We start from the raw sequence: 24,353 nt of genomic DNA on the forward strand, positions 1-24,353 counted from the left end.
AAATTCGGTCCCACCGATAAACCTGATCTCTGTAGGACCGAATTCATTCGGGAAGCTTTGCCTCTGAGTCCCCGCATTGATCGAAGTAGGCATGCACGAATTTCAGGAATAACCCCGCGATTTAATTTCGCTTGTGACCGGAGTGCATTCCTCGCTTATATAACCCCACGCATTTTTTTGACGAAGTCTTTTGTATGAGCAGCCAAGCATGAGCGAATCATCGATCAGCGGTTCGATTTCCAGGGTCCACCCCATTACCCTGGACCACGGCAAGAACGCCGAAGTCTGGGATGAAGACGGCAAACGCTACATCGACTTCGTCGGCGGGATCGGCGTTTTGAACCTTGGGCATTGCAACCCGCGTATCGTCGACGCCATTCGCGAACAAGCCACCAAACTGACCCATTACTGCTTCAACGCCGTGCCCCACAGCCCGTATAAACAATTCATGGCCCAGCTCGCAGCGTTCATTCCGGTGAGTTACCCGGTCAGCGGCATGCTTACCAACAGCGGGGCCGAGGCAGCGGAAAATGCGTTGAAAATCGTCCGTGGCTGCACCGGACGTACCGCAGTCATTGCTTTCGACGGCGCCTTTCACGGCCGAACCCTCGCCACCTTGAACCTCAATGGCAAAGTGACGCCGTACAAGCAAAAAGTCGGCGTACTGCCCGGTCCGGTCTTCCACTTGCCTTACCCGAGCAAGGATAACGGCGTCACCGTCGCCGAGGCCATGAAGGCCATGGACCGCTTGTTCAGCGTCGAAATCGACGTGGCCGACATCGCCTGCTTCATCCTCGAACCGATTCAAGGTGAAGCTGGGTTTCTCGCGATGGACATCGAGTTCGCGCAAAACCTGCGCGCGTTCTGCGATGAAAAAGGCATTTTGCTGATCATCGACGAAATCCAGTCCGGGTTCGGCCGCACCGGTGAACGCTTCGCCTTTTCGCGCTTGGGGATCGAACCGGACCTGCTTCTGCTGGGTAAAAGCATCGCGGGCGGCATGCCACTCGGCGCAGTCGTGGGCAAAAAAGCGCTCATGGATGTGCTGCCAAAAGGCGGACTGGGTGGCACCTATTCGGGTAACCCCATCGCCTGCGCCGCCGGCCTGGCCACGCTGGAACAACTGACCGACGCTAACCTGTCGGCATGGGGCGAGGCCCAGAGCCACGCCATCGCCACCCGTTACCAACACTGGATTGACAGCAAGCTCTCACCATTTCTCCGGCGATTGACCGGCGTGGGCGCAATGCGCGGAATCGAGCTGACAACCCCAGAGGGTAAACCCGCCACCGCCCAATTGGCCGCGTTACTTGAAGCCGCCCGGAACAAAGGCCTGCTACTGATGCCCAGTGGCAAAGCGCGACACATCATCCGCTTGCTGCCGCCGCTGACCACCGAACTGCATGTGCTCAACGAAGGGCTGGATATTCTTGAAGGGTGTTTGGCGCAGTTGCGTTGATCCTACAGATGCCCTGGATCTTAGGTTTTTAACAGGTCCGGGGTGTTGAAGTTGGTGAGCCTTGGATCATCGGGCGTGCATTCCATTGCCCTTAAATCCTGCCCCAACAACGCCCGTAACAGGCTGCGCTCGCCAGCCTCCCAGCGCTTGCGCAACACGGGCAACAACGCGGTCGGAATCAAGCTGAACATCGGTTGCCATTGCCCTGCCTGGCGCACCATGAGCGGTGACGCCGCAGAATCGGCGCCCGACAACAGTTGCTCAATCAATGCGCGGTCAATCCTCGGCGCATCACACGCCAGTACCAACATCCATGGGTGACGAGCAATCCCAAGCCCCGCTAAAACCCCCGCCAGCGGCCCCGGAAAATCCTGTTGTTCATCGCCCACTAGCTGGTCGGCAAACGCCGCATAACGCGCCTGATTCCGGTTGCAGGAAATAATCAGATCGGTTGTCAGCGGCCTGACAACCTCGTGCACATACGCAATCAATGGCCGTTCATTCCACAGCATCAGCCCCTTGTCTTGACCGCCCATGCGCTGACCTCGCCCACCGGCCAGTAGCAAGATCGAACACGGGTTGTGACGTGGAGAAGTGGTCATGGTGGCGCCTGGCTGTGCAGCAAAAGCGGCTCAAGACAGCGGCACTAGCCGCCTGTCATGTTCATGAACCGCACGACCTGCACATCATCGTTGATTTCGAAGTTGTGGCGGTAGGGCTTGAGGTGCATGGCGTCGATGATGGCATTTTCCAGCTTCTGCGGCTGACCGGGATGGCTGCGCAAAACGGCTTTCAGGTCCACCGAATGTTCGTTGCCCAGGCACAGCAGCAAGCGGCCTTCCACGGTCAGGCGCACCCGGTTGCAGGTCGCGCAGAAGTTGTGGCTGTGGGGCGAAATAAAGCCGACGCGTATATCCGGCGCCTCGGCCAAACGCCAGTAACGCGACGGGCCTTGGGTCGATTCTGCGGAGTCGATCAGGGTGTAGCGCTCGGCGATTAGCTCGCGTACTTGGGCGCTGGAGAAAAATGAATCGGCACGGCTGTGTTCACTGATGATGCCCAAGGGCATTTCTTCGATAAACGTGATGTCGAGTTTGCGGTCGATGGCGAAACTGACCAGATCAACGATTTCGTGCTCGTTGCGGCCCTTCATCACCACGCAGTTGAGTTTGGTATGGGTAAACCCGGCCGCGCTGGCGGCGTCGATCCCGGCAATCACCTTGCTCAGGTCGCCGGTGCGGGTCAGCTCACGAAAGCGCTCGGGGTTAAGGCTGTCGAGGCTGATGTTCAGGCGCTTGAGGCCCGCATCGAACAACGGGCCAGCCAACCGACTCAGTTGCGAACCATTAGTGGTCATGCACAGCTCACGCAATCCTGGCAGCGCGGCGATTTGCCGACACAGCTCGACCACGCCGGGACGCACCAGCGGTTCGCCCCCGGTCAGGCGAATCTTGCGGGTGCCGAGAGCGACGAAGCGTTCCGCCAACTGGAAAAGCTCTTCCAGGGTCAGGATGCGTTGGCGCGGCAAGAATTCCATGTCTTCGGCCATGCAATAGACACAGCGAAAATCGCAGCGATCAGTCACCGACATGCGCAGGTAATCGACCTTGCGCGAGTAGCTGTCCATCAGGATCCGATCTTGCAATGTCACCTCATTCGCTCTCATGGCTGGCGCGGGAACGTTATTGTGGATTTTGGCGGTTAGACAAGTTTGCCTCGCGAGCCTAAGCGGCTCACAACTATTTATCCAATCGCTATTGGTGAATGAATGATAGATACGATCTATCGGCAGCCTTCCATGCCGTCCCAACGTTGATGCATGCGTTACAGACCGAGGTCGCAAAGACCGGGGTGATCATCTGGACGGCGACCCAGCGGCCAGTGAAATTTGCGTTCGGACTCTTTAATCGGCACGTCGTTGATGCAGGCAAATCGATGGGCCATCAAACCGTTTTCAGCAAACTCCCAGTTTTCGTTGCCGTACGAGCGAAACCAATTGCCCGAGTCGTCATGCCATTCGTAGGCGTACCGCACAGCAATACGATTGTCGGTGAAGGCCCACAGTTCCTTGATCAAGCGGTAATCCAGCTCCTTGGCCCACTTGCGTGTCAGAAAGCCCTTGGCTTCCTCGCGGTTGCTGGCGAACTCCGCTCGATTGCGCCATTTAGTATCGAGGGTATACGCCAGTGAGACTTTTTCCGGGTCGCGGCCGTTCCAGCCATCTTCGGCCAAACGAACTTTCAACGTGGCGGATTCGCGGGTAAACGGAGGTAACGGTGGGCGAGTTTCGGCGTTAGGCATTAAGAAATCTCCTGTTAAAAACGCATGACGGTAAAGCGAGTTCATTCGCGAAGCGGCGTGCCTGAGACTGCGCAAGGTATTTTCGCCCACAAGACGTTCTCTACAGAGAAGCCCATCAGGCACCAACTGGCGAGCAATCAGCCTGCCATACACCGCTCTCACTTTCGATTCTATTCTTCTCGGCAGGCACACGCTGCGAAGGCTGCGAAAAACCGGCATACACAGAACAGTAGGTACTGAACATTCACTTATTGCAGCGCCTACAGAGCCTTACTGAATCTGGTCCTTATCCGGCACCGCACGTTCAAGGTCTTCAGGCCTCGGTTGGGTTTTGCGCAGAGTAATCGGAACTGATTTCGCAGCCGGCACTTTGCTGCGCTCGGCATGGTGCCAGAGCGGGACAAGTGGATTACATTCCGGGTAATAGCCTGCGGTGCAGCCTTCGGGAATGTCATAGGCGACGATCTGCATCGGACCGACTTCTCGAATCACTTCCAGCTCGACAGCGGTGGTGAGCATCACCCAATCCCCAGCGATGAACCCTAAACGCACGACGTCGTTGCGATTCATGAAGACCACATTGCGAGTGCCACTGATTCCACGGAAGCGGTCTTCGTAGCCATAAATCGTGGTGTTGAATTGATCATTGCTGCGCAGCGTCATCAGTTGCAGCACATCACGACGGTCAGGTCCGGGATTGACGTCAGTGTTTTCGTTCAGACTCTTAGGGACAATGAATTGGGCGCGCTCGCTGGGGGTTTTCCACTTCCGTTCGGCTGCCGGGAGCGGCCGGTGAAAACCGCCGGGTTCCCACATCCGGGTTTCCATGTCGTGAAATATTTCCGGGTAGACCTCACCGATGGCAGAGCGAATTTGCGCGTAGTCGCCGCGCCATGCTTCCCAATCAATACGTTCGATGCCAGACAACGTTGCCAGCGCCAACCCGGCGATGATTGCAGTTTCTGATCGAAGGTGTTCGCTGGCAGGTTCGCTATTGCCCCACCAACCGTGAATACAGCCGGTGCTGTCTTCTGTGCTGTAGGCCTGAGCCTTACCGTTTTGCCGATCAATCTCGATTCGGCCCAAACACGGCAACAGCCAGTTCTGTTCGGCCGTCACCAAATGGGTGCGATTGAGCTTGGTCGCGATTTGCACATTCAACTGCAGGTTTTGCCAGGCCGGCTCCATGCGCGAGGTATCAGGAACGGCGCGTAAGAAATTACCGCCCAGCCCGATGAAGGCATGCACGCTACCGTCGAGAATGCCTTCGCAGGCATCCACTGTGCAGAGGCCTTTTTTCTCAGGTACATGGAAACCGAACAGCGCTTCGATTTTATCCACAGGGACTTTTTTCGGATCCTCGGTGATGCCCACTGTGCGCTGGCCCTGAACGTTGGAATGCCCGCGCACCGGACAAATACCAGCGCCGGGTTTGCCAATGTTGCCGCGTAGCAACAGTAAGTTGACCAGCATCTGCACGTTTTCCACGCCGTGGCGATGCTGAGTCAACCCCATTCCATAGACGAACATCGTGCGTTCGCTGCGGGCGTACACGGTGGCTGCCGCTTCCATCGCCGAGCGCGAAAGGCCGGCGCGTGCCTCCAGGACGTTCCATTCGCAGCTACGCGCGGCGGTGGCAAACTCGTTAAACCCTTCGGTGTGCTCGGCGATAAACCCTTGATCGATGACTGCCGGTTCGCCCCTGATCAGCGCTGCCTTGTCCATCTCGAACAGCGCTTTAGCGATGCCCATCACGGCGGCAGAGTCGCCACCAATTGCCACCTGATGGTATTGGGTGCTGATGACGGTGGATTCAGGCCCGAGCATTTCAGCCGGCGATTGTGGATTGACGAAACGCTCCAGTCCACGCTCGCGCAAGGGGTTGAAGGTAATAATCGGCACGTCGCGCTTACGCGCTTCCTGCAACGGGTGAAGCATGCGCGGACTGTTGCTGCCAACGTTTTGACCGAAGAAAAAGATGCAGTCGGTTAACTCGAAATCTGCCAGCGTCACCGTGCCGACCGGCACGCCAATACTTTCCTGCAAGCCCACCGAGGTGCTTTCGTGGCACATGTTCGAACTGTCGGGCAGGTTGTTATTGCCGTAAGCCCGGGCAAACAATTGGTACATGAACGACGTTTCCAGCGAAGCGCGGCCCGAGGCATAAAACACCACGCGTTCAGGTTCCATAGCCCGAAGTTGCGTACCGATGTCGCGATAGGCCTCTTCCCACGTGGTTTCCAGGTATTTATCGCTGGCGCGGTCATAACGCAGCGGATGGGTCAGACGTCCGTGCTGTTCGAGGTCATAATCGGGCCATTGCAGCAATTCACTGACCGTGTGTCGTTGAAAAAACGCCGGGCTGGTCTTGAGTGAGGTCAGTTCCCACGCGGTGGCTTTGGCGCCGTTCTCACAAAACTCAAGGTGATGCGGTTTGCCGGGTTTGGCCCACGCACAACTGACACAGGCAAATCCTCCGGGCTTGTTTTGTTTTAACAATGCTACGGGCGCTTTGATCAGGGCTTGCTCGCGCCAGAGAATTTCCATCACTGACTTCGCTGAGCCCCAGCCCCCGGACGATGATTCGTAGGGCTTATAGCGTGCTTTCGGATGAATGAGCATCGGATGTCACCTCTGGCAGACCGTAATGCTGTTACAACTTCAGCGTTATGAAGCTACGACGAGGCGGCGCGGCAAAAGGTTCGTTGCCGCTTACGGACGGCGATAACGCCTTTTTTTACGCGCACTTGCATGACCGTGCGCAAGGCTAAACGAACTTGCGCAGCTAATATCGATCAGTTCCAAGGTGCTTCATGTTTATGGGCGAATTAACGTTGGAGGGGCCAGAGTTTTGTTGAAGTTCAAGACCATTTCGCTGCTGTGCTTTCTATTCTGCGTGGGAAATTTCAACCTGCAAGCTGCTGAACTCCCCGGGTTTGTGCTTGATGCGGTGGGGATAGCAACGCCTGCCGCCGCCGCTGACCCGGCCGCCGCCAAGGCACCGGCAGCCCCAGCGACACCCGCGTCCGCCGCGACGACTGCACCTGCGGCGCCCGCGACTACGCCCGCGGCTCCGGCGCCAGCCACACCCGCCGCGCCGGCATCGCAACCTGCTAAACCGGAGATTCTGGTTCAAGGCGGTTTGCTGGGGGCTATCAGTTCCAGCATTGATAGCGTCCAAGATAATCTCGACATGAGCAACCATCTGGTTGACGCCTGGCGCTTGCGAGCAGATCGCGCCGCTGATGAAATGGATGTTCTGGTAAATCAGCGTACCTCACGCTCGAAGGTCAGCATCGCTGGCGATTTCCTGATGCTTTCTGCGGTGTGGATCGGCGCGTTCGCGACGCTTTTGCTGTTAGGTCGTTTTATCTCCAGGCGTCTCAGTCAGCATCGCTTCCTCGCCAGGCGTTACCGTCCGCAAGCGCTGCTTCACTACCTGTTGTCGTACACATTACCGGCGGTGGTCAGCTTGCCGTTGACCTTGTACGTCAGCCATTTCCTGCAGACATCCGTCGGGCGCGCGTTGGCGCTGTGTTTCGCTTACGCCACCAGCAGCGGTATTGTTTCGACGTCAGTGATCTTGTGCGTCATCGTGATGTTCAATGCCGGGCACAAGCGCGTTGCGGTGCGCATCATTCGCCAATACAGCCCACGGCCGCTGTTCGTGATTGGCTTTCTTGCGGCGTTGAGCGATGCGCTGACCAGCCCGCAAATCTCCCGTCAGTTGGGCAGCAACATCACCAGCAGCATCGCGGTGTTCACCGGACTGTTTGCATCGGTGGTGTTCTGCATTCTGGTGATCAAATTACGGCGCCCGGTTGCTCACCTGATTCGCGATCGGTCGTTAGCGGGCCGCTTGCGACAACCCGCGTTGCAAGAGTCACTGAATATATTTTCCAGCGTGTGGTACTTGCCGATTTTGTTGATGATTCTTGTCTCGGCGATCCACCTGGTCGGCGCCGGCCAAGACAGCCAAAAGGCCTTGCGCTGCGCATTACTGACCACCGTGCTGTTGATCGCCACGGTATTTTTGAGCACGATCTTTCACCACCTTTTCAAGCCATCGGAGCCCGATGATCATAGCGGTCATGTGTATAAAACACGGCTGCTGAGCTTGCTGCATGCGGTGCTGCGAATCGTGTTGGCCGTGACGTTCATCGAAGTGCTGGCACGGATTTGGGGGTTTTCGCTGTTGGAGTTTGCCCAAGGTAATACCGTTGGCCGTGCAATCAGTGATTCGCTGAGCCGTATTGGCCTGATCTTTCTGGTCACGTGGTTGCTGTGGGTGATTTTGGATACGGCGATTCAGGAAGCCTTGAAGCCGCCGATGAACAAACGCTCATCGCATCAGCCCAGCACCCGGATAAAAACCATTCTGCCGCTGTTGCGCAACGCGATAAAAGTCATCCTGCTGGTGATTTGCGCGATCACCACCATGGCCAATCTCGGGATCAACGTCGCGCCGCTGCTGGCCGGTGCCGGTGTGGTCGGCCTGGCCATCGGTTTTGGTTCGCAGCAGTTGGTGCAAGACGTGATCACCGGGTTGTTCATCATCATCGAAGACACGATTTCCATCGGCGATTGGGTGGTGCTGGATTCCGGGCACTCCGGGACGGTTGAAAGCCTGACCATTCGCACCTTGCGGTTGCGCGACGGCAAAGGGTTTGTGCACTCGGTGCCGTTTGGTCAGATCAAGGCGGTGACCAACCAATCCCGGCAGTTTGCGTACGCGTTCTTTGCCGTTCAGTTTACTTATGACACTGACATTGATTCGGCCATGGCGTTGATTCGCGAGGCGGGCAGCTCCATCAGTGATGACCTGTTGCTCAGCAGCAATCTGCAAGGGCCGTTGGAAGTGTTCGGTTTGGACCGTATGGACCTGAACGGCATTGTGTTGACCGCGCAATTCCGCACCGTTTCGGGCGGGCAATATGGCGTGAGCCGTGCGTTCAACGAGCGGTTGAAAAAGCTTGTGGATAAAACCCCGAATGTGCATTTTGCCCAAACTTATCCACAGATGGTCATGAGCCCCCAACGTGAGCCTGGCGTTGAAGAACAACCGGCGCTCGCCAAACCTACGGTGACCAATGGCGACGGATCGGAGAGCCCGGCGCCGACCGTATAAACCGCCTTCGCAAGAGTCTGTAGGAAAAAGTGGCTCCACCACGGTTTGGTGGGAGCGAATTCATTCGCGAAGGGTGCGGTGCGGCTTCAATGCAGCAACCGATCCCTAAGCAGCGCCGCAGCTTGTGGTTCCAGCTCCAGCCAATACTGCGGTTTCCCGGCGATGATCGCGGCTGCCGGAATACCATCGCGGTACACCAGCCGGTTACCTACCAACGCCGGGACTTTTTGGCCGGGGAGCAGGGTGCCGACCAGATTCAGCGGGTCAGCGCCGCAGAGGCGGATCAAGCTGCCATCCAGCGGCCGCCGCCGAATCTCTCGCAGCAGCGGGATGGCTTCTGGCAACGCAAACTGCTCGCCCGCCAACCCGCTGATAAACCGACCGCCACGAATCTCGCCTCGCGCCTCCAGCCGGTGGAAGGTACGCAGTAATTCACGCCAGCTCGGCAACCAATCTGCCTCTCGCTCCAACACTCGCCAGAACACCACGCCGTAACGTCGCAGCAGGGTCATGGCAACATGCTCCAGGGTCTCGATCTTTGGGGTTTTACTGGCCTTCGAAACCGATGCTCGGCGCAGCAACGCCCAGCGCCCGGCATCGTCCATGCCGCCGATAAACGCGCCACGGTTGCGTCGGCTGGTGTGCGCCGAGCGCTTACTCGCCGGTGTGATCAGCGCCCGCAGCCCGGCGAAACTGTCGGCGTTTACCAGCCCGGCACCGACCAATTCCTGCAGTGCGTTTTCTAATTCGCTGCGCAGTAAATGGGCCTCGTGAACCAGTTCATCGAAAAACAGTGCGCCATGGCTGACCAACGCCGCGTGGACTTTTTGCGCGCGCAATGACAACTCCGAAGGCGATGGCTGTTCAGTCAGCTCGCTCCACAGGTTCACTTGGCGCCGGGGCAGCAACACAATGGGCGTACTGCGCAACGCCGCCGCGACGGTCTTGTTGCGCGGGGCCAAACGTGTCCAGACTGTTTTGCCCGACCGACACAGCTCATCGAGCCATATCAGTGAATAGTCCTTGAGCCGCGCCGGGAGAATATCGCTGTCCCAGGCACCGGCCGCCGCCGAATACCCTTCGAGCTGTTCCACCACCTCTGGCAGCGCGGCTTTGCCCTGACTGCGGGTGGCTGTGGACAAATGCTGCCAATCGAACAGAAACCGCATGTAATCCTGCAACGAGACCGGCTCGATTTCCCGCCGCAGACGTTTCACCGTGTAGCGATGGATGCGCGCCAACAGATGCCGCTCGCACCATTGATCATCCGCCGCTCCTGGGCTGAAGCGACCGCGCAGCACGTAGCCTTCGCTTTCCAGTAGGGCCAGTGCCTGATTCACCCGAGCGGTGGGCAATGCCAGTGGTTCGGCAATCGCTGCCAACGACAGCGGACCAAAACCGGCGAGGCGTGCGCGGAGGATTTCCACGGTGGCCTCGTCGGCGTCCCACGAATCGTCAAACCCCGGCCACGGTTGTAATGGCGGGTGCATCTCTGCCTGTGGATAAACGGCGCGCAAACACGTCAGGCGTTCGAGCGCCAACCACAGCGCGTTATCCGGACTGACTTGCAAGCGGGTAGCGCGTCCGCTGTTGGCCAGAGCTTCGAGCCACGCCAACCACTGCGGATACTCGCGAACTTCAGCGCCGCTGATGCAACACAGGGTCATCAATGCTTCGTGCATTTCATCCAAGGTGTGCGGCTGCGGCCAGGCTTCTGCGCCAACGGCGGTAATCGCGTCAGCGTCTAGTGCGCCGAGATCGTCGGTGGAGGTCGGATCAGTCCAGCGCCGATTGAGCACTGCTTGGGTGCGGCGTTCTTCCAGCGGCGCATCGTCAAGAAACGCAAACGGGCGCGCATTAAGGATTTCTGCTGCCAAGGGTGAGGGCGTGGGCAAGTCCTTACTGATCAAGCGCACATCGCCGTTTTCCATCCGCCGCAGCAGCGTCAGCCAGCCTTCGCAATCCATAGCCTCATGCAGGCAATCGTCGAGGGTTTGTTCAATCAGCGGATGGTCGGGAATGTCACGCTCGCCGACTACGTTTTCCAGGCAGGCGATCTGGTCGGGAAACACCGTGGCAATCAAGTCTTCGCTTTTCATGCGTTGCAGTTGCGGCGCCACTTTTCGCCCGCCGCTGTAACGCGGCAGGGCCAGCGCGGTACCGGCGTTCCAGCGCCAGCGCACACCGAACAGCGGTGCATCGAGCAGCGCTTGAACCAATAGGTGTTCGGCGCTGTTTGAGTTGATATAACGCCAAACGTCGTCCAGCTCGAAACTGTGGCTGGTGGACAGCGACAGCACGATGGCGTCTTCACTGGCCGCCGCTTGCAGCTCGAAATTGAACGTGCGGCAAAAGCGTTTGCGCAACGCCAAGCCCCAGGCACGGTTGATCCGGCTGCCGAACGGGGTGTGGATGATCAGTTGCGTGCCGCCCGATTCATCGAAAAAGCGCTCCATTAGCAAGGTGTCTTGGGACGGCAGCGCCCCCAGCGCCAAACGCGTGCGCGCCAAGTAATCCACCAGTTGATCGGCGCTGGCGAGGTCCAGTCCCAGGGTGCTCATCAACCAATCGATGCACGGCTGCAGATCGCCGGGGCTGGCGCCGAGCAGTGCATCAATGTCGGCTTGCAGGCGCGCCACCGCCGAAGACAATTCTGCGCTGCGCCCCGGCGCCTCCCCGAGCCAGAAGGGGATGGTCGGCGATTGACCGTGGGCATCCTCGACCCGTACGCGTCCGGTTTCCACCCGCAAAATTCGGTAGGACGTATTGCCCAGTTGGAACACGTCGCCGGCAATACTTTCCACGGCAAAATCTTCGTTCACCGTACCGATATTCAATGCCTGCGGTTCAAGGATCACGCTGTAATCGGCGTTATCCGGGATAGTGCCGCCGCTGGTGACGGCCGTCAGTTTGCTGCCACGGCGCCCGCGCAAGGTTCGCGTCAGCGCGTCGCGATGAAGATACGCGCCGCGTACACCCTGGCGGCCGTTGTAGCCCTCGGCGAGCATTCGCAACAGCGCTTGAAAGTGCCCGTCATCCAGTTCGGCGTAGGGCGATGCCTGGCGAATCATGTCCAGCAACGCCTGTTCTTGCCATTCCTCGCAACTGACCTCAGCGATGATCTGTTGCGCCAACACGTCCAGCGGCGCTTTGGGGATCAGCAGCGTGTCCAATTCACCCCGGCGCACGCAATCGAGCAGCGCAGTGCATTCGATCAAGTCGTCCCGGGAAGTGGCGAACAACCGACCTTTTGGGGTGCCGCCGACCTGATGCCCGGAGCGCCCAACTCTCTGCACAAACGCAGCGATGGAGCGCGGCGAGGCGATTTGGCAGACCAGATCGACATCACCAATATCAATCCCCAGTTCCAGCGAGGCTGTGGCAATCAGCACCTGCAACTCGCCGCGTTTGAGCCGTTGTTCAGCGTCAAGTCGTTGCTCCTTCGCCAAGCTGCCGTGGTGCGCGGCGACCACTGTTTTGGTCAGTCGCTCGCTTAAATGCCGGGCCAAGCGCTCAGCCATGCGCCGGGTGTTGACGAAAATCAGCGTGGTTCGGTGTTCTCGGGCCAGTTGCGCGAGACGGTCGTACACCAGCTCCCAGACGTCGTTGGCCATCACCGCGCTCAATGGTACCGGCGGCACTTCAATCGCCAGATCCCGTGGCCGGGCGTGACCGATGTCGACGATGGCGCAGGGGCGCTTTATCGGATCGCTGCCGACGAGAAATCGCGACACCTGTTCGATGGGTTTTTGTGTGGCGGACAGGCCGATGCGCAGCAGTTGCTTGCCATTGAGTTGGTCGCTGCAAAGCGCCTGTAGACGCTCCAGGCTCAGCGCCAGGTGGCTGCCGCGTTTGCTCGAGGCGATGGCATGGATTTCATCGACAATCACCGTTCGGGTGCTGGACAGCATGCGTCGTCCAGAGTCAGAACTCAGCAACACGTAAAGCGATTCTGGGGTGGTCACCAGAACATGCGGCGCAGTCTTGCGCATCGCGGTGCGTTCTTTTTGCGGGGTGTCGCCGGTGCGCACAGCGGTGGTGATGCGCAGCTCAGGCAAGCCCATCCGCGCCAGCTGTTCAGTGATCCCGGCTAGCGGATTTTGCAGGTTGATCTGAATGTCGTTGGACAGCGCTTTAAGCGGCGACACGTAGACCACAAACGTCTGCTCGGGCAGATGACCACCGTTCGCCAAACCTTCATGGACCAAATCGTCGATTACCGCGAGAAACGCGGTCAGGGTTTTGCCGGAGCCGGTGGGCGCCGCGATCAAGGTCGAGCGTCGCGCCTTGATCAGCGGCCATGCGTGGACCTGAGCGGGGGTGACCGCTGGGAAAGTATTGCAAAACCAAGTGCTGACCGCCGGGTGAAACTGGCTCAGAACCGGGTCGGGAAGGGTCAGAAGATTCATCAGTGTTTTATGCGGGCGAGGCCATAAAGATGCAAGCGCCTCCTGTCAAACAGCCTTCACATACCTTTTCGTATGTGCCGAAGTCACCCTGTGGCTTGCCAACGAAAGCGTCAATACAGGCGATTCAAGTTTCAGGTCGGCATCAGCGGCGTGATTATGGGGCTCTTCGCAGGCAAGCCTACTCCCACAGGATTTGCGGCTACTTGCTATCAACCGTGTCAATGAAGTCCCAGAGCCGTGCCGGCTTCGCAGCCTTCGGCAGCTCCTACAGTTCCTGAGTTTGCTGCGCGACAACACGGTGTCGAAGACCTCACTCGAACAGGTGTTATGGCCACCAAAAAAACACGCAAACCCTTATAGACCGGGCGCCTCTTGGGAGAAAGGAGTCAACGTGTTATGTTTGCAGGCGTTTTTATTAATTTTTTTTGAATCGATTCTGATACCGAGCCTGCTGACTCTATGCGAATGCGCCTTATGCTGTTGGGCGGTGGGAATGCCCTTGGGCAGGCGCTGATTCGTCTTGGTGCTGAGGAAGATGTTGGTTTCCTCGCGCCGCGCCCACCGGAAGACGGTTGGGATGCCGCGAGTCTGACGCAACTGCTTGATGACACCCGACCTGATGCCTTGATCAATCTCGCTTATTACTTCGACTGGTTTCAGGCGGAGACGGTGAGCGAAGCCCGTTTGGCTAGCCAGGAACGCTCCGTCGAGCGTCTTGCCGAACTGTGCCAGCACCACAATATTACGTTGCTGCAGCCGTCCAGCTATCGGGTGTTCGATGGTTCGCGGGCAACGGCTTATAGCGAAAAAGACGAGCCAGTGCCGCTGGGCCTGCGAGGCCAGGCGCTGTGGCGTATCGAGCAAAGCGTGCGGGCGATCTGTCCGCAGCATGTGTTGTTACGCTTCGGCTGGCTGCTCGATGACAGCAGCGACGGTGTGCTGGGCCGCTTGCTCAAACGCGCCGAGCTACCCCAAGAGTTGTTGATGGCCGATGACCGTCGCGGCAATCCGACGCCGGTGGACGATGCGGCGCGGGTGATCATTTCTGTGCTTAAACAACTGGATTGTGCAGCGCCGTTGTGGGGTACTTATCACTACGCGGGGCATGAAGCGACTACGCCACTGGCGCTGGGTCAGGCGATCCTGACCGAAGCTCGCTTGTTGCATCCGCTGGCGGTCGAAGCACCTACCGCGCAAGCCCATGCCGCTCGGGCCGACGCCGCTGACGAACCGCAACACGGTGTGCTCGCCTGTAAAAAAATCCTCCATACCTTTGGTATCAAACCCCGCGCCTGGCGTGCGGGTTTGCCAAGCCTACTGGACCGTTATTATCGCCATGCTTGATGCACCTGTTTTAATCACCGGCGGCGCCGGCTTTATTGGTTCGCATTTGGTCGATGCATTGCTTGCCAATGGCTACGCCGTGCGGGTACTGGATGACCTGTCCACCGGCAAGCGCAGCAATCTACCGATGGACAATCCACGTCTGGAATTGATCGAGGGCGATGTCGCGGATGCGGCACTGGTTGCTCGCTCTGCGTTGGGTTGTCAGGCCGTCGCGCACCTTGCTGCGGTCGCTTCGGTTCAAGCGTCGGTGGACGACCCGGTGCGCACCCATCAAAGCAACTTCGTTGGCACCTTGAATGTGTGCGAAGCCATGCGCCAGGCCGGGATCAAGCGGGTGTTGTTCGCGTCGAGCGCGGCGGTGTATGGCAACAACGGCGAAGGCGAGTCCATCGACGAAGACACGCCGAAGTCGCCATTGACCCCATATGCGTCAGACAAGCTGTCGAGCGAGTATTACCTGGACTTCTACCGTCGCCAGCATGGGCTGGAGCCGGTGATGTTTCGCTTCTTCAATATCTTTGGTCCGCGCCAAGACCCGTCATCTCCTTATTCAGGGGTGATCAGCATTTTTTGCGAGCGTGCCGAAAAAAGCCTGCCGATCGCTATCTTTGGCGATGGCGAGCAAACCCGTGATTTCGTTTACGTGGGGGATCTGGCTGCTGTGTTGGTGCAGGCGCTGGAGTTGCCGGAAGTCGAAGCGGGCGCAATCAATGTCGGGCTCAATCAAGCCACCACGCTGAACCAGTTGCTGGAAGCGTTATCCCACGTCGTTGGGACATTGCCAGAGGTGACTTACCTGCCGGCGCGCTCGGGGGATATTCGCCACTCGCGAGCCAATAATCGTCGTTTGCTTGCGCGTTTCAAGTTTCCTGAACCGACACCGTTGAGTGTTGGTCTAGCGCGGTTGTTGGGACGCTAGACAGCACTTCGCGAATGAACTCACCTCTCATAAGATCAGAGGCGACTTCATTCGCGAGGTGTTAAAGCTGGAACGCTTAGTTAGAACTTGTAGCCCAAACCAACCATGTAGACCCAAGGATCGACGTCCAGGCTGACTTTAGTCTGGCCGATGCCCAGTGCGGAAGGACCATTCACGGTGGCTTTGGTACTCATATCGATGTACCAGACCGAGGCGTTAAGCATCACTCGGTCGGTCAACATGTAATCGGCACCCAGCTGACCGGCAATCCCTACCGAATCCTTGACCTTAAGGTTGCTAAAGCCTTCGTTCTTGCGTTCGCTGGTCAAGTCGCCGCCGAAGAACGCGGTGTAGTTCAAGCCAACACCCACGTAAGGTTGAAACTTCGATGCCATATCAAGCGGGTAGTACTGCAATGACAGGGTAGGTGGCAACTGTTTGATATTACCGAGCTTGCCATCCAGCGCCGGGCTGAGGCCCTTGACACCAACGTTGTGATTGAACGGCGTTGCCGCCAACAGCTCAATGCCAAAGTGATTGGTGAGCATGTATGCCACCGCTAGCCCGAGCTGTGTGTCGCTGTCCAGCGTCGCTTTGGTGCCGGAGGCTTTCACCCCGTCAAATTTCAGATTGCCGCTGTCTTCATTTGGGGCTACCACCGCCGCACCAGCACGAACGATGATGTCGCCAGCTTCGTGAGCTTGGGCAACGAGGGAGGCGCTGAGCGCCAGCGCAAAAAGAGACGCGCCGAGCAGTGACTTGTGCATGAAGGCTCCGTTAAACATTAATTGTGGCGATGTCTAATGGTAGGGCGCCAATGCAGTAACCCTTTTGACCCAGCTCAATGAAATTGATGACGAGGGGAACTAACTGGGTGACCTTGCCGTCTCGGTTCAAAATGACGCTGTAGGAGCGAGCTTGTTCGCGAAGCGGCGTGCTTGACTCACCGCGTTAACTATCGCCAACAAGCTCCTACAGAAAATATCGGGTGATGCCATCTGCGGCACAATCGCCTTGGATTCAAGAATCCGGCAGTTCATAGGCGTAGATTTTCTCGGCGGCCATTTTGTAGCCTGCGTCGGCCAGTTCGCTGGTGGACGATTCGACTTTCATCGAGCCTTCAATCCAGTACGGTTGATACAGCTCATCAAGTTTTACCCCGACTTTGCTGGTGACATAGACGATTTGATTCGACGGCGGTGGCGGCACGTGGATGCAGGCGCCGAAGTACGGCACCAGCAGAAACTCGGTCACGCGGCCTTCTTCGGTGACTTCCAGCGGCACGATATAACCCGGCAAACGGATGTGTTGACCGTCGAGGGACTTGACCACTGGAGCAGACGGCGATTGCTGTTTCGCGGCGGGAGCAGACTCGGCTGAAAGCGCATCGGACATGCCCGACAGGTTATGAATCGGTGCGGTTTGCGGCTTGAGCTTCGGCGCGTCGGGCGGGATCATTTGTTCCCAGGTCAAGTCGCGCGGCTGCGCATCGGCGGCCCACGCGGGTGTCGCGGCCAGTAAGGGCGCAATCAGCAGCAACAGCGCGAGCAGCGGGCGCGACATGGTGGGAGTCCTCATAAACGTATCGACAAGCCGTCAGCCAATGATTGGCGATAGGCGCGCCAAGCGGGCACGGTGCCAATCAACAGAGCCGCGGCCAGAATACCGCCGAGCAATGTCCATTCATAGGCGCTGGGCAGTGACAGTGGCAGGAACAAACCGTAATTGGATTGCACAAAGCCCTGCGCCGACGCGATACCGACGTACAGCAACACCACGCCGCTGACCACGCCCGCCAAGGCCAGCGCGAAGGCTTCGAGAATCAACAAACTGGCAATATGCCAAGGCCGGGCGCCCACTGAACGGAGGATTGCCATCTCGCGACGGCGCTCGTTGAGACTGGTCAAAATCGCGGTGAGCATGCCGATCAACCCGGTTACGACCACGAACAACGAAATCATGAACAGCGCTTGTTCGGCGGTGCTCATCAGGCTCCAGAGTTCTTGCAGGGCGACGCCGGGCAGAATCGCCAGCATCGGCTCGCCCCGGAACTCATTGATGTCGCGCTGCACGGCGAAGGTCGCGATTTTGTTGTTCAGACCGAGCATGAAGGCCGTGATCGCAGTGGGCGTCAGGTCCATGTTGCGCGCTTGATCGGCACTGATTCGGCCGGCACCGTGGGCGGGAACGCCGTTATGCCAGTCGATATGAATCGCTTCCATGCCGCCGAGGCTGATGTGCAACGTGCGGTCTACGGGCGTGCCGGTACGTTTCAAAATCCCGACCACGGTGAACGGTTTGTCATCGTGTTTGACCAGGCTAACCACCGCCACGCCATGAGCCAATACCAGTTTGTCGCCCAGCTTATATTTCAGCGCATCGGCCACTTCCGCCCCCAACACCACTTCAAACGGGTCGGTGGCGAACGGTCGGCCGGTGGCCATTTCCAGGCTCTGTTGATGGCCGTACTGGTAGTGCTCGAAATAAGCTTCGTTGGTGCCCATGACCCGATAGCCACGGTGCGAATCGCCCAGGGAAATCGGGATGGCCCACTTCACATGAGGGTCGTTGGCGAAATGCTCAAAGCTGTCCCAGCGAATGTTGTTGGTAGCGTTGCCGATGCGAAACACCGAATACAACAGCAAGTTAATTGAACCGGAACGCGCCCCAACAATCAGGTCGGTGCCGCTGATGGTGCTGGCGAAACTGGCCCGTGCTTCGGTGCGTACGCGTTCGACGGCCAATAACAGGCAGACCGACAAGGCGATGGCAAACGCGGTCAAGAACGCGGTGAAACGGCGGTTAGCCAGACTGGCCATGGCTAGACGAAACAAATACATCTCAAACCTCTGCGGCGACGGCGGCGCGATTGAGTTCGGACAACGACAGATTGCGGTCGAACAGAGGCGCAAGGCTTTGGTCGTGGCTGACAAACAGCAGGCTGGCTCCGGCTTCCTGGCACTCCGCAAACAGCAGGCGAATAAACGCCTCTCGCGCATCGGCGTCCAGCGCGGAGGTCGGTTCGTCAGCAATCACCAGTTCCGGTTGACCGATCAGCGCCCGAGCGGCGGCGACCCGTTGTTGTTGGCCGATGGACAATGAATCCGCCCGCCGACTCAGCAACGCCGGGTCTTTCAGACCCAAATGCGCGAGCAGCGTCGCGGCGGCCTGATCGACACTGCCATGTCGCTGGGTCGCCCGGGCGGCGCGGAGTTTGGAGAAGTGACACGGCAACTCGACGTTTTCGCGCACCGAGAGAAACGGCAGCAGGTTGAACTGCTGAAATATATAACCGGTGTGGTCCACTCGAAAACGGTCTCGGGCACCGGCCGACAGCTGCGTCAGCTCTTGGCCCAGCAGGCGAATGCTGCCCCGATTGGGCTTTTGCACACCGCCCAACAACCCGAGCAGCGTGGTTTTTCCGCTGCCGCTGGGGCCTTTGAGAAACAGGGTTTCACCGGGCTCCAGGCGAAACGCCGGGATATCCAACAACGGCGCGTGGCCTGGCCAGCTAAAACCAAGGTCGGACAGTTCGATCAGTGCTTGGGTCATGAGGGGCGCGTTCACAGGATTATCGGAACAGGGTTATCAGAACTTCAGGGTCGGGTTATCAGGCGTTGCTTCAGTGCCCGACTGGCCACTTGGGGAGATCATTTGTACTTGAATTTTATGGGTGCCGGGGAAGGTCTTGAAGATTTGCGACAGGTCAAAACGTTTCAGCGCGGAAGGGGAGTTGCATAAAAACACGTAATGCGCGTGAATTTCGCTGTGGTGATGCTCTTCTCCCACTTCACCCTTAGCGTGCGTGTCGTTATCGTCGTCATGATCATCGTCCGCGTCAGGCTTGTCGCCAAACAATGGGCTCTGGAGTTTCTGCGTGGTGACGGCGCATTGGGCGGCCAATGGCAGGTTGAACAGCGCCTGAGATTTCAACAACAGCTCGCGAGCGCTAGCAACGGTGGTTTTGTCGGCGTCAGTGCTGGCATCGTGTTCGAAGCCGACGATATTCATCGACGGGCTGTCCAATTCGAACTCCAGCGACTTGCCGTCCAACGCAATGTCCAAGCGCGCAACACCATGCTCGTGAGCGCCGAGGCTCGCGTGCTCGACGTCAGCGGCGTGCACCATGGCCAGTGGAAGCAGAGCAAAAGGCAGGGCGAGCAGCAAGCGACGCATGAGAAACTCCAGACACAGATGGTAATAATTCGTTATGTGATCTTATAACAATTAACGCGAGCCTGACACGCGGCAATTTGTTCGGGCACCCTACATTCCTGTAAGAGCCAACTTGTTGGCGAGGCGATTGATCAAGTACACCCGATAGGGCCTTTCGCTAACAAGTCGGCTTCTACAGGGGGGCATTAACATAAAGGAGACAGACATGTTGCGAATTCGCGGAACCATCGGTGATTGGCCGGTGGACCTGACGCTTGAATTGGATGACGGCGATTGGGCCCAGCTGGGTGCGCAGTTGCAGGCAACAAAGCCGGCAAACACCGCGCCCACGCAAACGCCGGTCAGTCAGGACGACGCCATTTGGCAGATTGCCAAAGACCTGTTGCGCAATGCGCAAGAAATGAGTGGGCCGGAGTTGCTCGGTCAGCTTGAAGCCCTGACCGGCAGCACCGCAGCGGGCAAACGCTTGCTGGTGCGTTTGCGCCACAGTGCCGACGTCAAGGTAGTGAACGGCGCCGATGCGCCACTGTATAGCTGGGTCAGTTAGTAGAGCGCAGCGAATAATTTGCGGCGATAGGTGGTGACCAACGGGTGGTCGTTGCCCAGCAGGTCAAACACTTGCAGCAAGGTTTTGTGCGCAAGACCTTCGGCATAGCTGCGATTGCGGATGAACAGCTTCAATAAGCCTTCCAGAGCGGCCTCATATTGTTGGCGGGACAGCTGCTGAATCGCCAATTGATGAGCGGCCTCATCGTCCTGCGGATTTTTCGCCAGACGGGTTTTCAGGTCGGCAACGTCCGGCAAGCTTGCGGCTTCGCCCAGGAACGTCAATTGCGCTTTGGCGCCGGCCAGCGCAGCTTTGTGTTGATCGTCCTTCACCGCGTCGAGCACGGTGCCGGCTTCGACCAGTTCACCGCGTTCGGCCAGGCAGCGCGCGTACAGAATCAGCGCAGCGGCGTTAGTGTTGTCTTCGCCAAGCAAATGCTTCAACACGGCTTCAGCGTCCGCGATGCTGCCTTCGGCAAACAGCAGTTGTGCTTGCTCCAAAGGATCGGCGGCGGCAGGCGGCGGTAATTGGACGTGGGGTTCGAGAATCGTCCGGATCGCCGACTCAGGTTGCGCGCCGGAGAACCCGTCCACCGGTTGACCGTCCTTAAACAGCACTACGGTCGGCAGGCTGCGAATACCAAAGCGCGCCACGATGTCTTGCTCGGCGTCGCAATCGACCTTCGCCAGCAGCAATTGGCCCTGGTACTCATCGGCGATTTTCTTCAGCAGCGGCATCAGCACTTTGCAGGGCGCACACCATTCAGCCCAGAAATCCACCAGCACAGGCTGATGGAACGAGTTCTCGATGACCAGTTGGTCAAAGGTCGCGGTGGTTGCGTCGAAGATATACGGGGTGTCCTGGCTCATTGCTAGTCTCGAAAAAGGCGTTCAATGGCGTGACTATATCACCGCGTTTGGCCTGATTCAGATCTGCGCGTACCGAGATTCTGTGGGAGCGAATTTATTCGCGAAACGGGCCGCGCGGTCTTCCTGTAGCACCGCGGTGTGGCCTTCGCGAATAAATTGGCTCCCACCGGGTTTTCGATTGATTCGCAGCGGTGTTTACGGCGCCACAAGCAGCTGCAACGCTCCCAGCGCCTGGGTATTACCTTGTTCGATACGCAGCGACGGCAGGTGCAGGATCAATTGACCGGACTGACTCGCCCGGCCGCGTAATTCCACGCGGGCGCCGACCGGGAAGGAGTCCGGGTTGAAACGCAGCTGAAACGGCAGGGGTTGATTGGTGCCCGTCAGCGTGATGTTGGCCAATAAACGCTGTGGACGGCCCCGGTCGTCGATGATCAGCAGCGCCAGTTCAACTTGCGAGCCGGGCGGTGCGCCGAGCAATTGGCCGCTCAATTCGCGCTGGTAGATGGGTAACGGCCCCAACCCCTCCTGAACTTTAACGGGGGCGGGCTGCTGGATTGCTGCTTTGGCCGCGACGGGCTTTTTGGGCACTTCGCTGCTGCAAGCAGCCAACAGGCCGACGAGGCAGAGCAAAGCAAGGGGTCGTAACGACATGAACCACTCCAACAAAACAAAATCCGGGGGAGGCGCGACAGGGTGACGCAGTATTGCCCAGTCGGATGAATTTCACACTGCCCGCGGCGCGTCTATATACCGCAAACCTCTGCTCTTGTCTTGCCAGCAACAGGCCCTAACGCATGCCTCTTATTTTCCACGCTGGAAATAAATGAAAACTCGCCCTACCATGAGCCTCCCTTTTTTTGTTGCCTGCCACCATGCACTGTCCTTTTTGCGGTGCCAATGACACCAAGGTCATTGATTCGCGCCTCGTCGCCGAAGGCGAGCAAGTCCGTCGCCGTCGCGAATGCTTGGCCTGTGGCGAGCGTTTCACGACGTTTGAAACCGCCGAACTGGTACTCCCGCGCCTGATCAAGCAAGACGGCAGCCGTCAACCCTTCGACGACGATAAGCTTCGCGCCGGTATGCAGCGCGCGTTGGAAAAACGCCCAGTCAGTGTTGAGCTTCTTGAGGCATCGCTGGCGCGTATCAAGTACAAGCTGCGGGCAACCGGCGAGCGCGAGGTTAAATCGCTGGTGGTGGGCGAACTGGTGATGGGCGAGCTGCAAAAGCTTGATGAAGTGGCCTACATCCGCTTCGCTTCAGTGTATCGACGTTTTCAGGACCTCAATGAATTCCGGGAAGAGATCGACCGTCTTGCCCGCGAACCGGTGAAAGAATGAACTCACTTTCGACTGAACAGGGCGCTCTAGACCGCCACTACATGGCCCGCGCGTTGGAACTCGCGCGCAACGGCATTTATACCGCGCACCCAAACCCACGGGTCGGCTGCGTCATCGTCCGCGACGGGCAGGTGGTCGGCGAAGGCTGGCACATCCGCGCCGGTGAGCCGCACGCCGAGGTGTATGCGCTGCGTCAAGCGGGCGACAAGGCCAACGGCGCCACGGTTTACGTCACCCTTGAGCCGTGCAGTCACCATGGCCGTACACCGCCGTGTGCCGACGCCTTGGTCAATGCCGGTGTCGCGCGGGTTGTCGCGGCCATGCAAGACCCCAATCCGGACGTGGCCGGCAAAGGCTTGTTGCGCTTGATGACGGCGGGTATCGCCGTACAAAGCGGCGTGCTGGAAAGTGACGCGCGAGCACTGAACAAAGGCTTTTTGAAGCGCATGGAACACGGCCTGCCCTACGTGCGGGTTAAGTTGGCCATGAGCCTGGACGGTCGCACCGCCATGGCCAGCGGCGAAAGCAAATGGATAACCGGCCCCGCCGCGCGTTCTGCGGTGCAGCGCCTTCGTGCGCAATCGAGCGTGGTGTTGACCGGTGCCGACACTGTGCTGGCCGACGGCGCACGCCTGACGGTGCGTCCAGACGAATTGGGGCTTGATCCGGAACTGACCGCGTTGGCCCTCACACGTCCGCCTTTGCGCGTTCTGGTGGATGGCCGACTGCGGGTGCCGCTCGATGCGCCTTTCTTTCAGGCAGGCAATACCTTGGTGGTGACCTGCGCCGCCGCGTCTGCGCGTGAGCGTTATCTTGCCGAAGGTCACGAACTGCTGGCCTTGGCCAACAGCGCCGGGCAAGTGGATTTGCACAAAATGATGGTCGAACTGGCGGCGCGTGGGGTTAATGACGTGCTGATCGAAACTGGCCCAGGCTTGGCGGGTGCGTTTACCCGGCTCGGGCTGGTCGATGAGTTTCAGATTTTTGTCGCAGGTAAATTCCTGGGTTCCTCGGCGCGGCCGCTCCTCGATCTGCCGTTGGCGAAAATGAGCGAAGCGCTGGAACTCAAAATCATTGAAATGCGTGCTGTCGGTGATGATTGGCGAGTCATCGCCGTGCCCGCCTGACCGCCGCCTATTATTTTCGGCCACTGCGTCGCGCTGGCTTTGTTCTCCTGGAGGACCACATGTTTACCGGCATTATTGAATCGATTGGCAGTATCCGCGCGCTGACCCCAAAAGGCGGCGATGTCCGTGTTCATGTGGCCACCGGCAAACTCGACCTCAGCGACGTCAAACTCGGCGACAGCATTGCGGTAAATGGCGTCTGCCTGACTGCTGTTGAGTTACCGGGCGATGGTTTTTGGGCAGACGTGAGTCGCGAAACCCTCGATTGCACGGCCTTCGACGATCTGAAGACCGGCAGCCCGGTGAACCTGGAAAAAGCCCTGACCCCGACCACGCGTCTCGGCGGTCATTTGGTCAGCGGACACGTCGACGGTGTAGGCGAAGTGCTGTCGCGGGAGGAGAATGCCCGCGCTATCCAGTTCCGCATCCGTGCACCCCGTGAGTTGGCCAAATACATCTCGCACAAAGGCTCGATCACCGTCGACGGCACCAGCCTGACTGTGAACGCTGTGAATGGCGCAGAATTCGATCTGACTATCGTCCCGCACACCCTGGCCGAAACCATCATGGCCGAGTACAAAACGGGGCGTCGGGTCAATCTGGAAGTGGACTTGCTGGCACGTTACCTGGAGCGTTTGTTGTTGGGCGATAAGGCCGCAGAGCCGAACGCTGCAACAGGCGGCATTACCGAAAGCTTTCTGGCCGCCAATGGCTACCTAAAATCCTGAACC

Annotated in this window: 20 protein-coding genes; 8 read left to right on the forward strand and 12 right to left on the reverse strand. The window is 58.5% G+C overall.

The window, feature by feature from the left end:
• Positions 1-208 precede the first annotated feature (208 nt).
• Positions 209-1,459, forward strand: coding sequence for an aspartate aminotransferase family protein (locus RHM65_RS08995; RefSeq protein WP_322184747.1), 1,251 nt, complete (start codon positions 209-211; stop codon positions 1,457-1,459).
• A gap of 20 nt (positions 1,460-1,479) precedes the next feature.
• On the opposite strand, the gene mobA is transcribed toward RHM65_RS08995, so the two are convergent.
• From mobA to RHM65_RS09015, 4 genes are all read right to left on the reverse strand, one after another.
• A complete protein-coding gene (gene mobA, locus RHM65_RS09000; RefSeq protein WP_322184749.1) occupies positions 1,480-2,061 on the reverse strand; it encodes a molybdenum cofactor guanylyltransferase MobA in 582 nt (193 codons plus the stop codon).
• A 44-nt stretch (positions 2,062-2,105) separates the two neighbouring features.
• A complete protein-coding gene (gene moaA, locus RHM65_RS09005; RefSeq protein WP_416195102.1) occupies positions 2,106-3,086 on the reverse strand; it encodes a GTP 3',8-cyclase MoaA in 981 nt (326 codons plus the stop codon).
• A 197-nt stretch (positions 3,087-3,283) separates the two neighbouring features.
• Positions 3,284-3,760 (reverse strand): nuclear transport factor 2 family protein, encoded by a 477-nt coding sequence (locus RHM65_RS09010; RefSeq protein WP_322166302.1) that lies wholly within the window; start codon positions 3,758-3,760, stop codon positions 3,284-3,286.
• Positions 3,761-4,030: 270 nt separating this feature from the next.
• A complete protein-coding gene (locus RHM65_RS09015; protein WP_322166301.1) occupies positions 4,031-6,382 on the reverse strand; it encodes an FdhF/YdeP family oxidoreductase in 2,352 nt (783 codons plus the stop codon).
• Between the two features lie 229 nt (positions 6,383-6,611).
• Between RHM65_RS09015 and RHM65_RS09020 the strand changes: the two genes are divergently transcribed.
• A complete protein-coding gene (locus RHM65_RS09020) occupies positions 6,612-8,888 on the forward strand; it encodes a mechanosensitive ion channel domain-containing protein (RefSeq protein WP_416194734.1) in 2,277 nt (758 codons plus the stop codon).
• An 86-nt stretch (positions 8,889-8,974) separates the two neighbouring features.
• Here RHM65_RS09020 and RHM65_RS09025 read toward each other — a convergent pair whose 3' ends face one another.
• Positions 8,975-13,297, reverse strand: a complete 4,323-nt coding sequence (locus RHM65_RS09025; RefSeq protein WP_322184751.1) for a DEAD/DEAH box helicase — start codon at positions 13,295-13,297, stop codon at positions 8,975-8,977.
• A gap of 459 nt (positions 13,298-13,756) precedes the next feature.
• On the opposite strand from RHM65_RS09025, the gene RHM65_RS09030 reads away from it, so the two are divergent.
• The gene (locus RHM65_RS09030; RefSeq protein WP_322166299.1) at positions 13,757-14,641 is read left to right on the forward strand and encodes a sugar nucleotide-binding protein; all 885 of its coding nucleotides are present in this window, start codon (positions 13,757-13,759) and stop codon (positions 14,639-14,641) included.
• Entirely contained in the window at positions 14,634-15,563 is a 930-nt protein-coding gene (locus tag RHM65_RS09035; protein ID WP_322166298.1) for an NAD-dependent epimerase/dehydratase family protein, read from the forward strand. Before RHM65_RS09030 ends, RHM65_RS09035 begins: the two co-directional genes overlap by 8 nt.
• Positions 15,564-15,643: 80 nt before the next feature.
• Here the strand turns inward: RHM65_RS09035 and RHM65_RS09040 are convergent, their stop codons facing one another.
• The 5 genes from RHM65_RS09040 to RHM65_RS09060 form a co-directional block, all read right to left on the reverse strand.
• Positions 15,644-16,330, reverse strand: coding sequence for an OmpW/AlkL family protein (locus tag RHM65_RS09040; RefSeq protein WP_322166297.1), 687 nt, complete (start codon positions 16,328-16,330; stop codon positions 15,644-15,646).
• Positions 16,331-16,583: 253 nt separating this feature from the next.
• The gene (locus RHM65_RS09045) at positions 16,584-17,126 is read right to left on the reverse strand and encodes a DUF3299 domain-containing protein (protein ID WP_322166296.1); all 543 of its coding nucleotides are present in this window, start codon (positions 17,124-17,126) and stop codon (positions 16,584-16,586) included.
• An 11-nt stretch (positions 17,127-17,137) separates the two neighbouring features.
• Positions 17,138-18,403: an ABC transporter permease gene (locus RHM65_RS09050; protein WP_322184753.1), complete on the reverse strand. Its 1,266-nt coding sequence runs from the start codon at positions 18,401-18,403 to the stop codon at positions 17,138-17,140.
• Position 18,404: 1 nt separating this feature from the next.
• Positions 18,405-19,115: an ABC transporter ATP-binding protein gene (locus tag RHM65_RS09055; RefSeq protein WP_322166294.1), complete on the reverse strand. Its 711-nt coding sequence runs from the start codon at positions 19,113-19,115 to the stop codon at positions 18,405-18,407.
• Positions 19,116-19,151: 36 nt separating this feature from the next.
• Positions 19,152-19,739, reverse strand: coding sequence for a DUF2796 domain-containing protein (locus RHM65_RS09060; protein ID WP_322166293.1), 588 nt, complete (start codon positions 19,737-19,739; stop codon positions 19,152-19,154).
• 205 nt (positions 19,740-19,944) lie between these two features.
• Between RHM65_RS09060 and RHM65_RS09065 the strand changes: the two genes are divergently transcribed.
• Positions 19,945-20,286, forward strand: coding sequence for a hypothetical protein (locus RHM65_RS09065; protein ID WP_322166292.1), 342 nt, complete (start codon positions 19,945-19,947; stop codon positions 20,284-20,286).
• On the opposite strand, the gene trxA is transcribed toward RHM65_RS09065, so the two are convergent.
• Together trxA and RHM65_RS09075 are read right to left on the reverse strand one after the other, a co-directional pair.
• Positions 20,283-21,155, reverse strand: coding sequence for a thioredoxin (gene trxA, locus RHM65_RS09070; protein WP_322166291.1), 873 nt, complete (start codon positions 21,153-21,155; stop codon positions 20,283-20,285). The two genes, RHM65_RS09065 and trxA, sit on opposite strands and share 4 nt — an antisense overlap.
• Positions 21,156-21,350: 195 nt before the next feature.
• Entirely contained in the window at positions 21,351-21,809 is a 459-nt protein-coding gene (locus RHM65_RS09075; RefSeq protein ID WP_322166290.1) for a YbaY family lipoprotein, read from the reverse strand.
• A gap of 221 nt (positions 21,810-22,030) precedes the next feature.
• Here RHM65_RS09075 and nrdR point away from each other — a divergent pair, with 221 nt between their 5' ends.
• Genes nrdR through RHM65_RS09090 form a run of 3 tightly spaced genes read left to right on the forward strand, consistent with a single transcriptional unit; the run spans position 22,031 to position 24,350 of the window.
• A complete protein-coding gene (nrdR, locus tag RHM65_RS09080; RefSeq protein WP_322171182.1) occupies positions 22,031-22,495 on the forward strand; it encodes a transcriptional regulator NrdR in 465 nt (154 codons plus the stop codon).
• Positions 22,492-23,622, forward strand: coding sequence for a bifunctional diaminohydroxyphosphoribosylaminopyrimidine deaminase/5-amino-6-(5-phosphoribosylamino)uracil reductase RibD (gene ribD / locus RHM65_RS09085; protein WP_322166289.1), 1,131 nt, complete (start codon positions 22,492-22,494; stop codon positions 23,620-23,622). The genes nrdR and ribD overlap by 4 nt, the downstream gene beginning before the upstream one ends.
• A 59-nt stretch (positions 23,623-23,681) precedes the next feature.
• The gene (locus RHM65_RS09090; RefSeq protein WP_322166288.1) at positions 23,682-24,350 is read left to right on the forward strand and encodes a riboflavin synthase; all 669 of its coding nucleotides are present in this window, start codon (positions 23,682-23,684) and stop codon (positions 24,348-24,350) included.
• Positions 24,351-24,353 lie beyond the last annotated feature (3 nt).

The organism is Pseudomonas sp. CCI4.2 (assembly GCF_034350045.1).
Lineage (GTDB): Bacteria > Pseudomonadota > Gammaproteobacteria > Pseudomonadales > Pseudomonadaceae > Aquipseudomonas.

Coding starts and splice junctions, on each gene's coding strand:
- RHM65_RS08995 (WP_322184747.1), top strand. CDS start 209: ATGAGCGAATCATCGATCAGCGGTTCGATTTCCAGGGTCCACCCCATT.
- mobA (WP_322184749.1), bottom strand. CDS start 2,061: ATGACCACTTCTCCACGTCACAACCCGTGTTCGATCTTGCTACTGGCC.
- moaA (WP_416195102.1), bottom strand. CDS start 3,086: ATGGACAGCTACTCGCGCAAGGTCGATTACCTGCGCATGTCGGTGACT.
- RHM65_RS09010 (WP_322166302.1), bottom strand. CDS start 3,760: ATGCCTAACGCCGAAACTCGCCCACCGTTACCTCCGTTTACCCGCGAA.
- RHM65_RS09015 (WP_322166301.1), bottom strand. CDS start 6,382: ATGCTCATTCATCCGAAAGCACGCTATAAGCCCTACGAATCATCGTCC.
- RHM65_RS09025 (WP_322184751.1), bottom strand. CDS start 13,297: ATGAATCTTCTGACCCTTCCCGACCCGGTTCTGAGCCAGTTTCACCCG.
- RHM65_RS09030 (WP_322166299.1), top strand. CDS start 13,757: ATGCGAATGCGCCTTATGCTGTTGGGCGGTGGGAATGCCCTTGGGCAG.
- RHM65_RS09035 (WP_322166298.1), top strand. CDS start 14,634: ATGCTTGATGCACCTGTTTTAATCACCGGCGGCGCCGGCTTTATTGGT.
- RHM65_RS09040 (WP_322166297.1), bottom strand. CDS start 16,330: ATGCACAAGTCACTGCTCGGCGCGTCTCTTTTTGCGCTGGCGCTCAGC.
- RHM65_RS09045 (WP_322166296.1), bottom strand. CDS start 17,126: ATGTCGCGCCCGCTGCTCGCGCTGTTGCTGCTGATTGCGCCCTTACTG.
- RHM65_RS09050 (WP_322184753.1), bottom strand. CDS start 18,403: ATGTATTTGTTTCGTCTAGCCATGGCCAGTCTGGCTAACCGCCGTTTC.
- RHM65_RS09055 (WP_322166294.1), bottom strand. CDS start 19,115: ATGACCCAAGCACTGATCGAACTGTCCGACCTTGGTTTTAGCTGGCCA.
- RHM65_RS09060 (WP_322166293.1), bottom strand. CDS start 19,739: ATGCGTCGCTTGCTGCTCGCCCTGCCTTTTGCTCTGCTTCCACTGGCC.
- RHM65_RS09065 (WP_322166292.1), top strand. CDS start 19,945: ATGTTGCGAATTCGCGGAACCATCGGTGATTGGCCGGTGGACCTGACG.
- trxA (WP_322166291.1), bottom strand. CDS start 21,155: ATGAGCCAGGACACCCCGTATATCTTCGACGCAACCACCGCGACCTTT.
- RHM65_RS09075 (WP_322166290.1), bottom strand. CDS start 21,809: ATGTCGTTACGACCCCTTGCTTTGCTCTGCCTCGTCGGCCTGTTGGCT.
- nrdR (WP_322171182.1), top strand. CDS start 22,031: ATGCACTGTCCTTTTTGCGGTGCCAATGACACCAAGGTCATTGATTCG.
- ribD (WP_322166289.1), top strand. CDS start 22,492: ATGAACTCACTTTCGACTGAACAGGGCGCTCTAGACCGCCACTACATG.
- RHM65_RS09090 (WP_322166288.1), top strand. CDS start 23,682: ATGTTTACCGGCATTATTGAATCGATTGGCAGTATCCGCGCGCTGACC.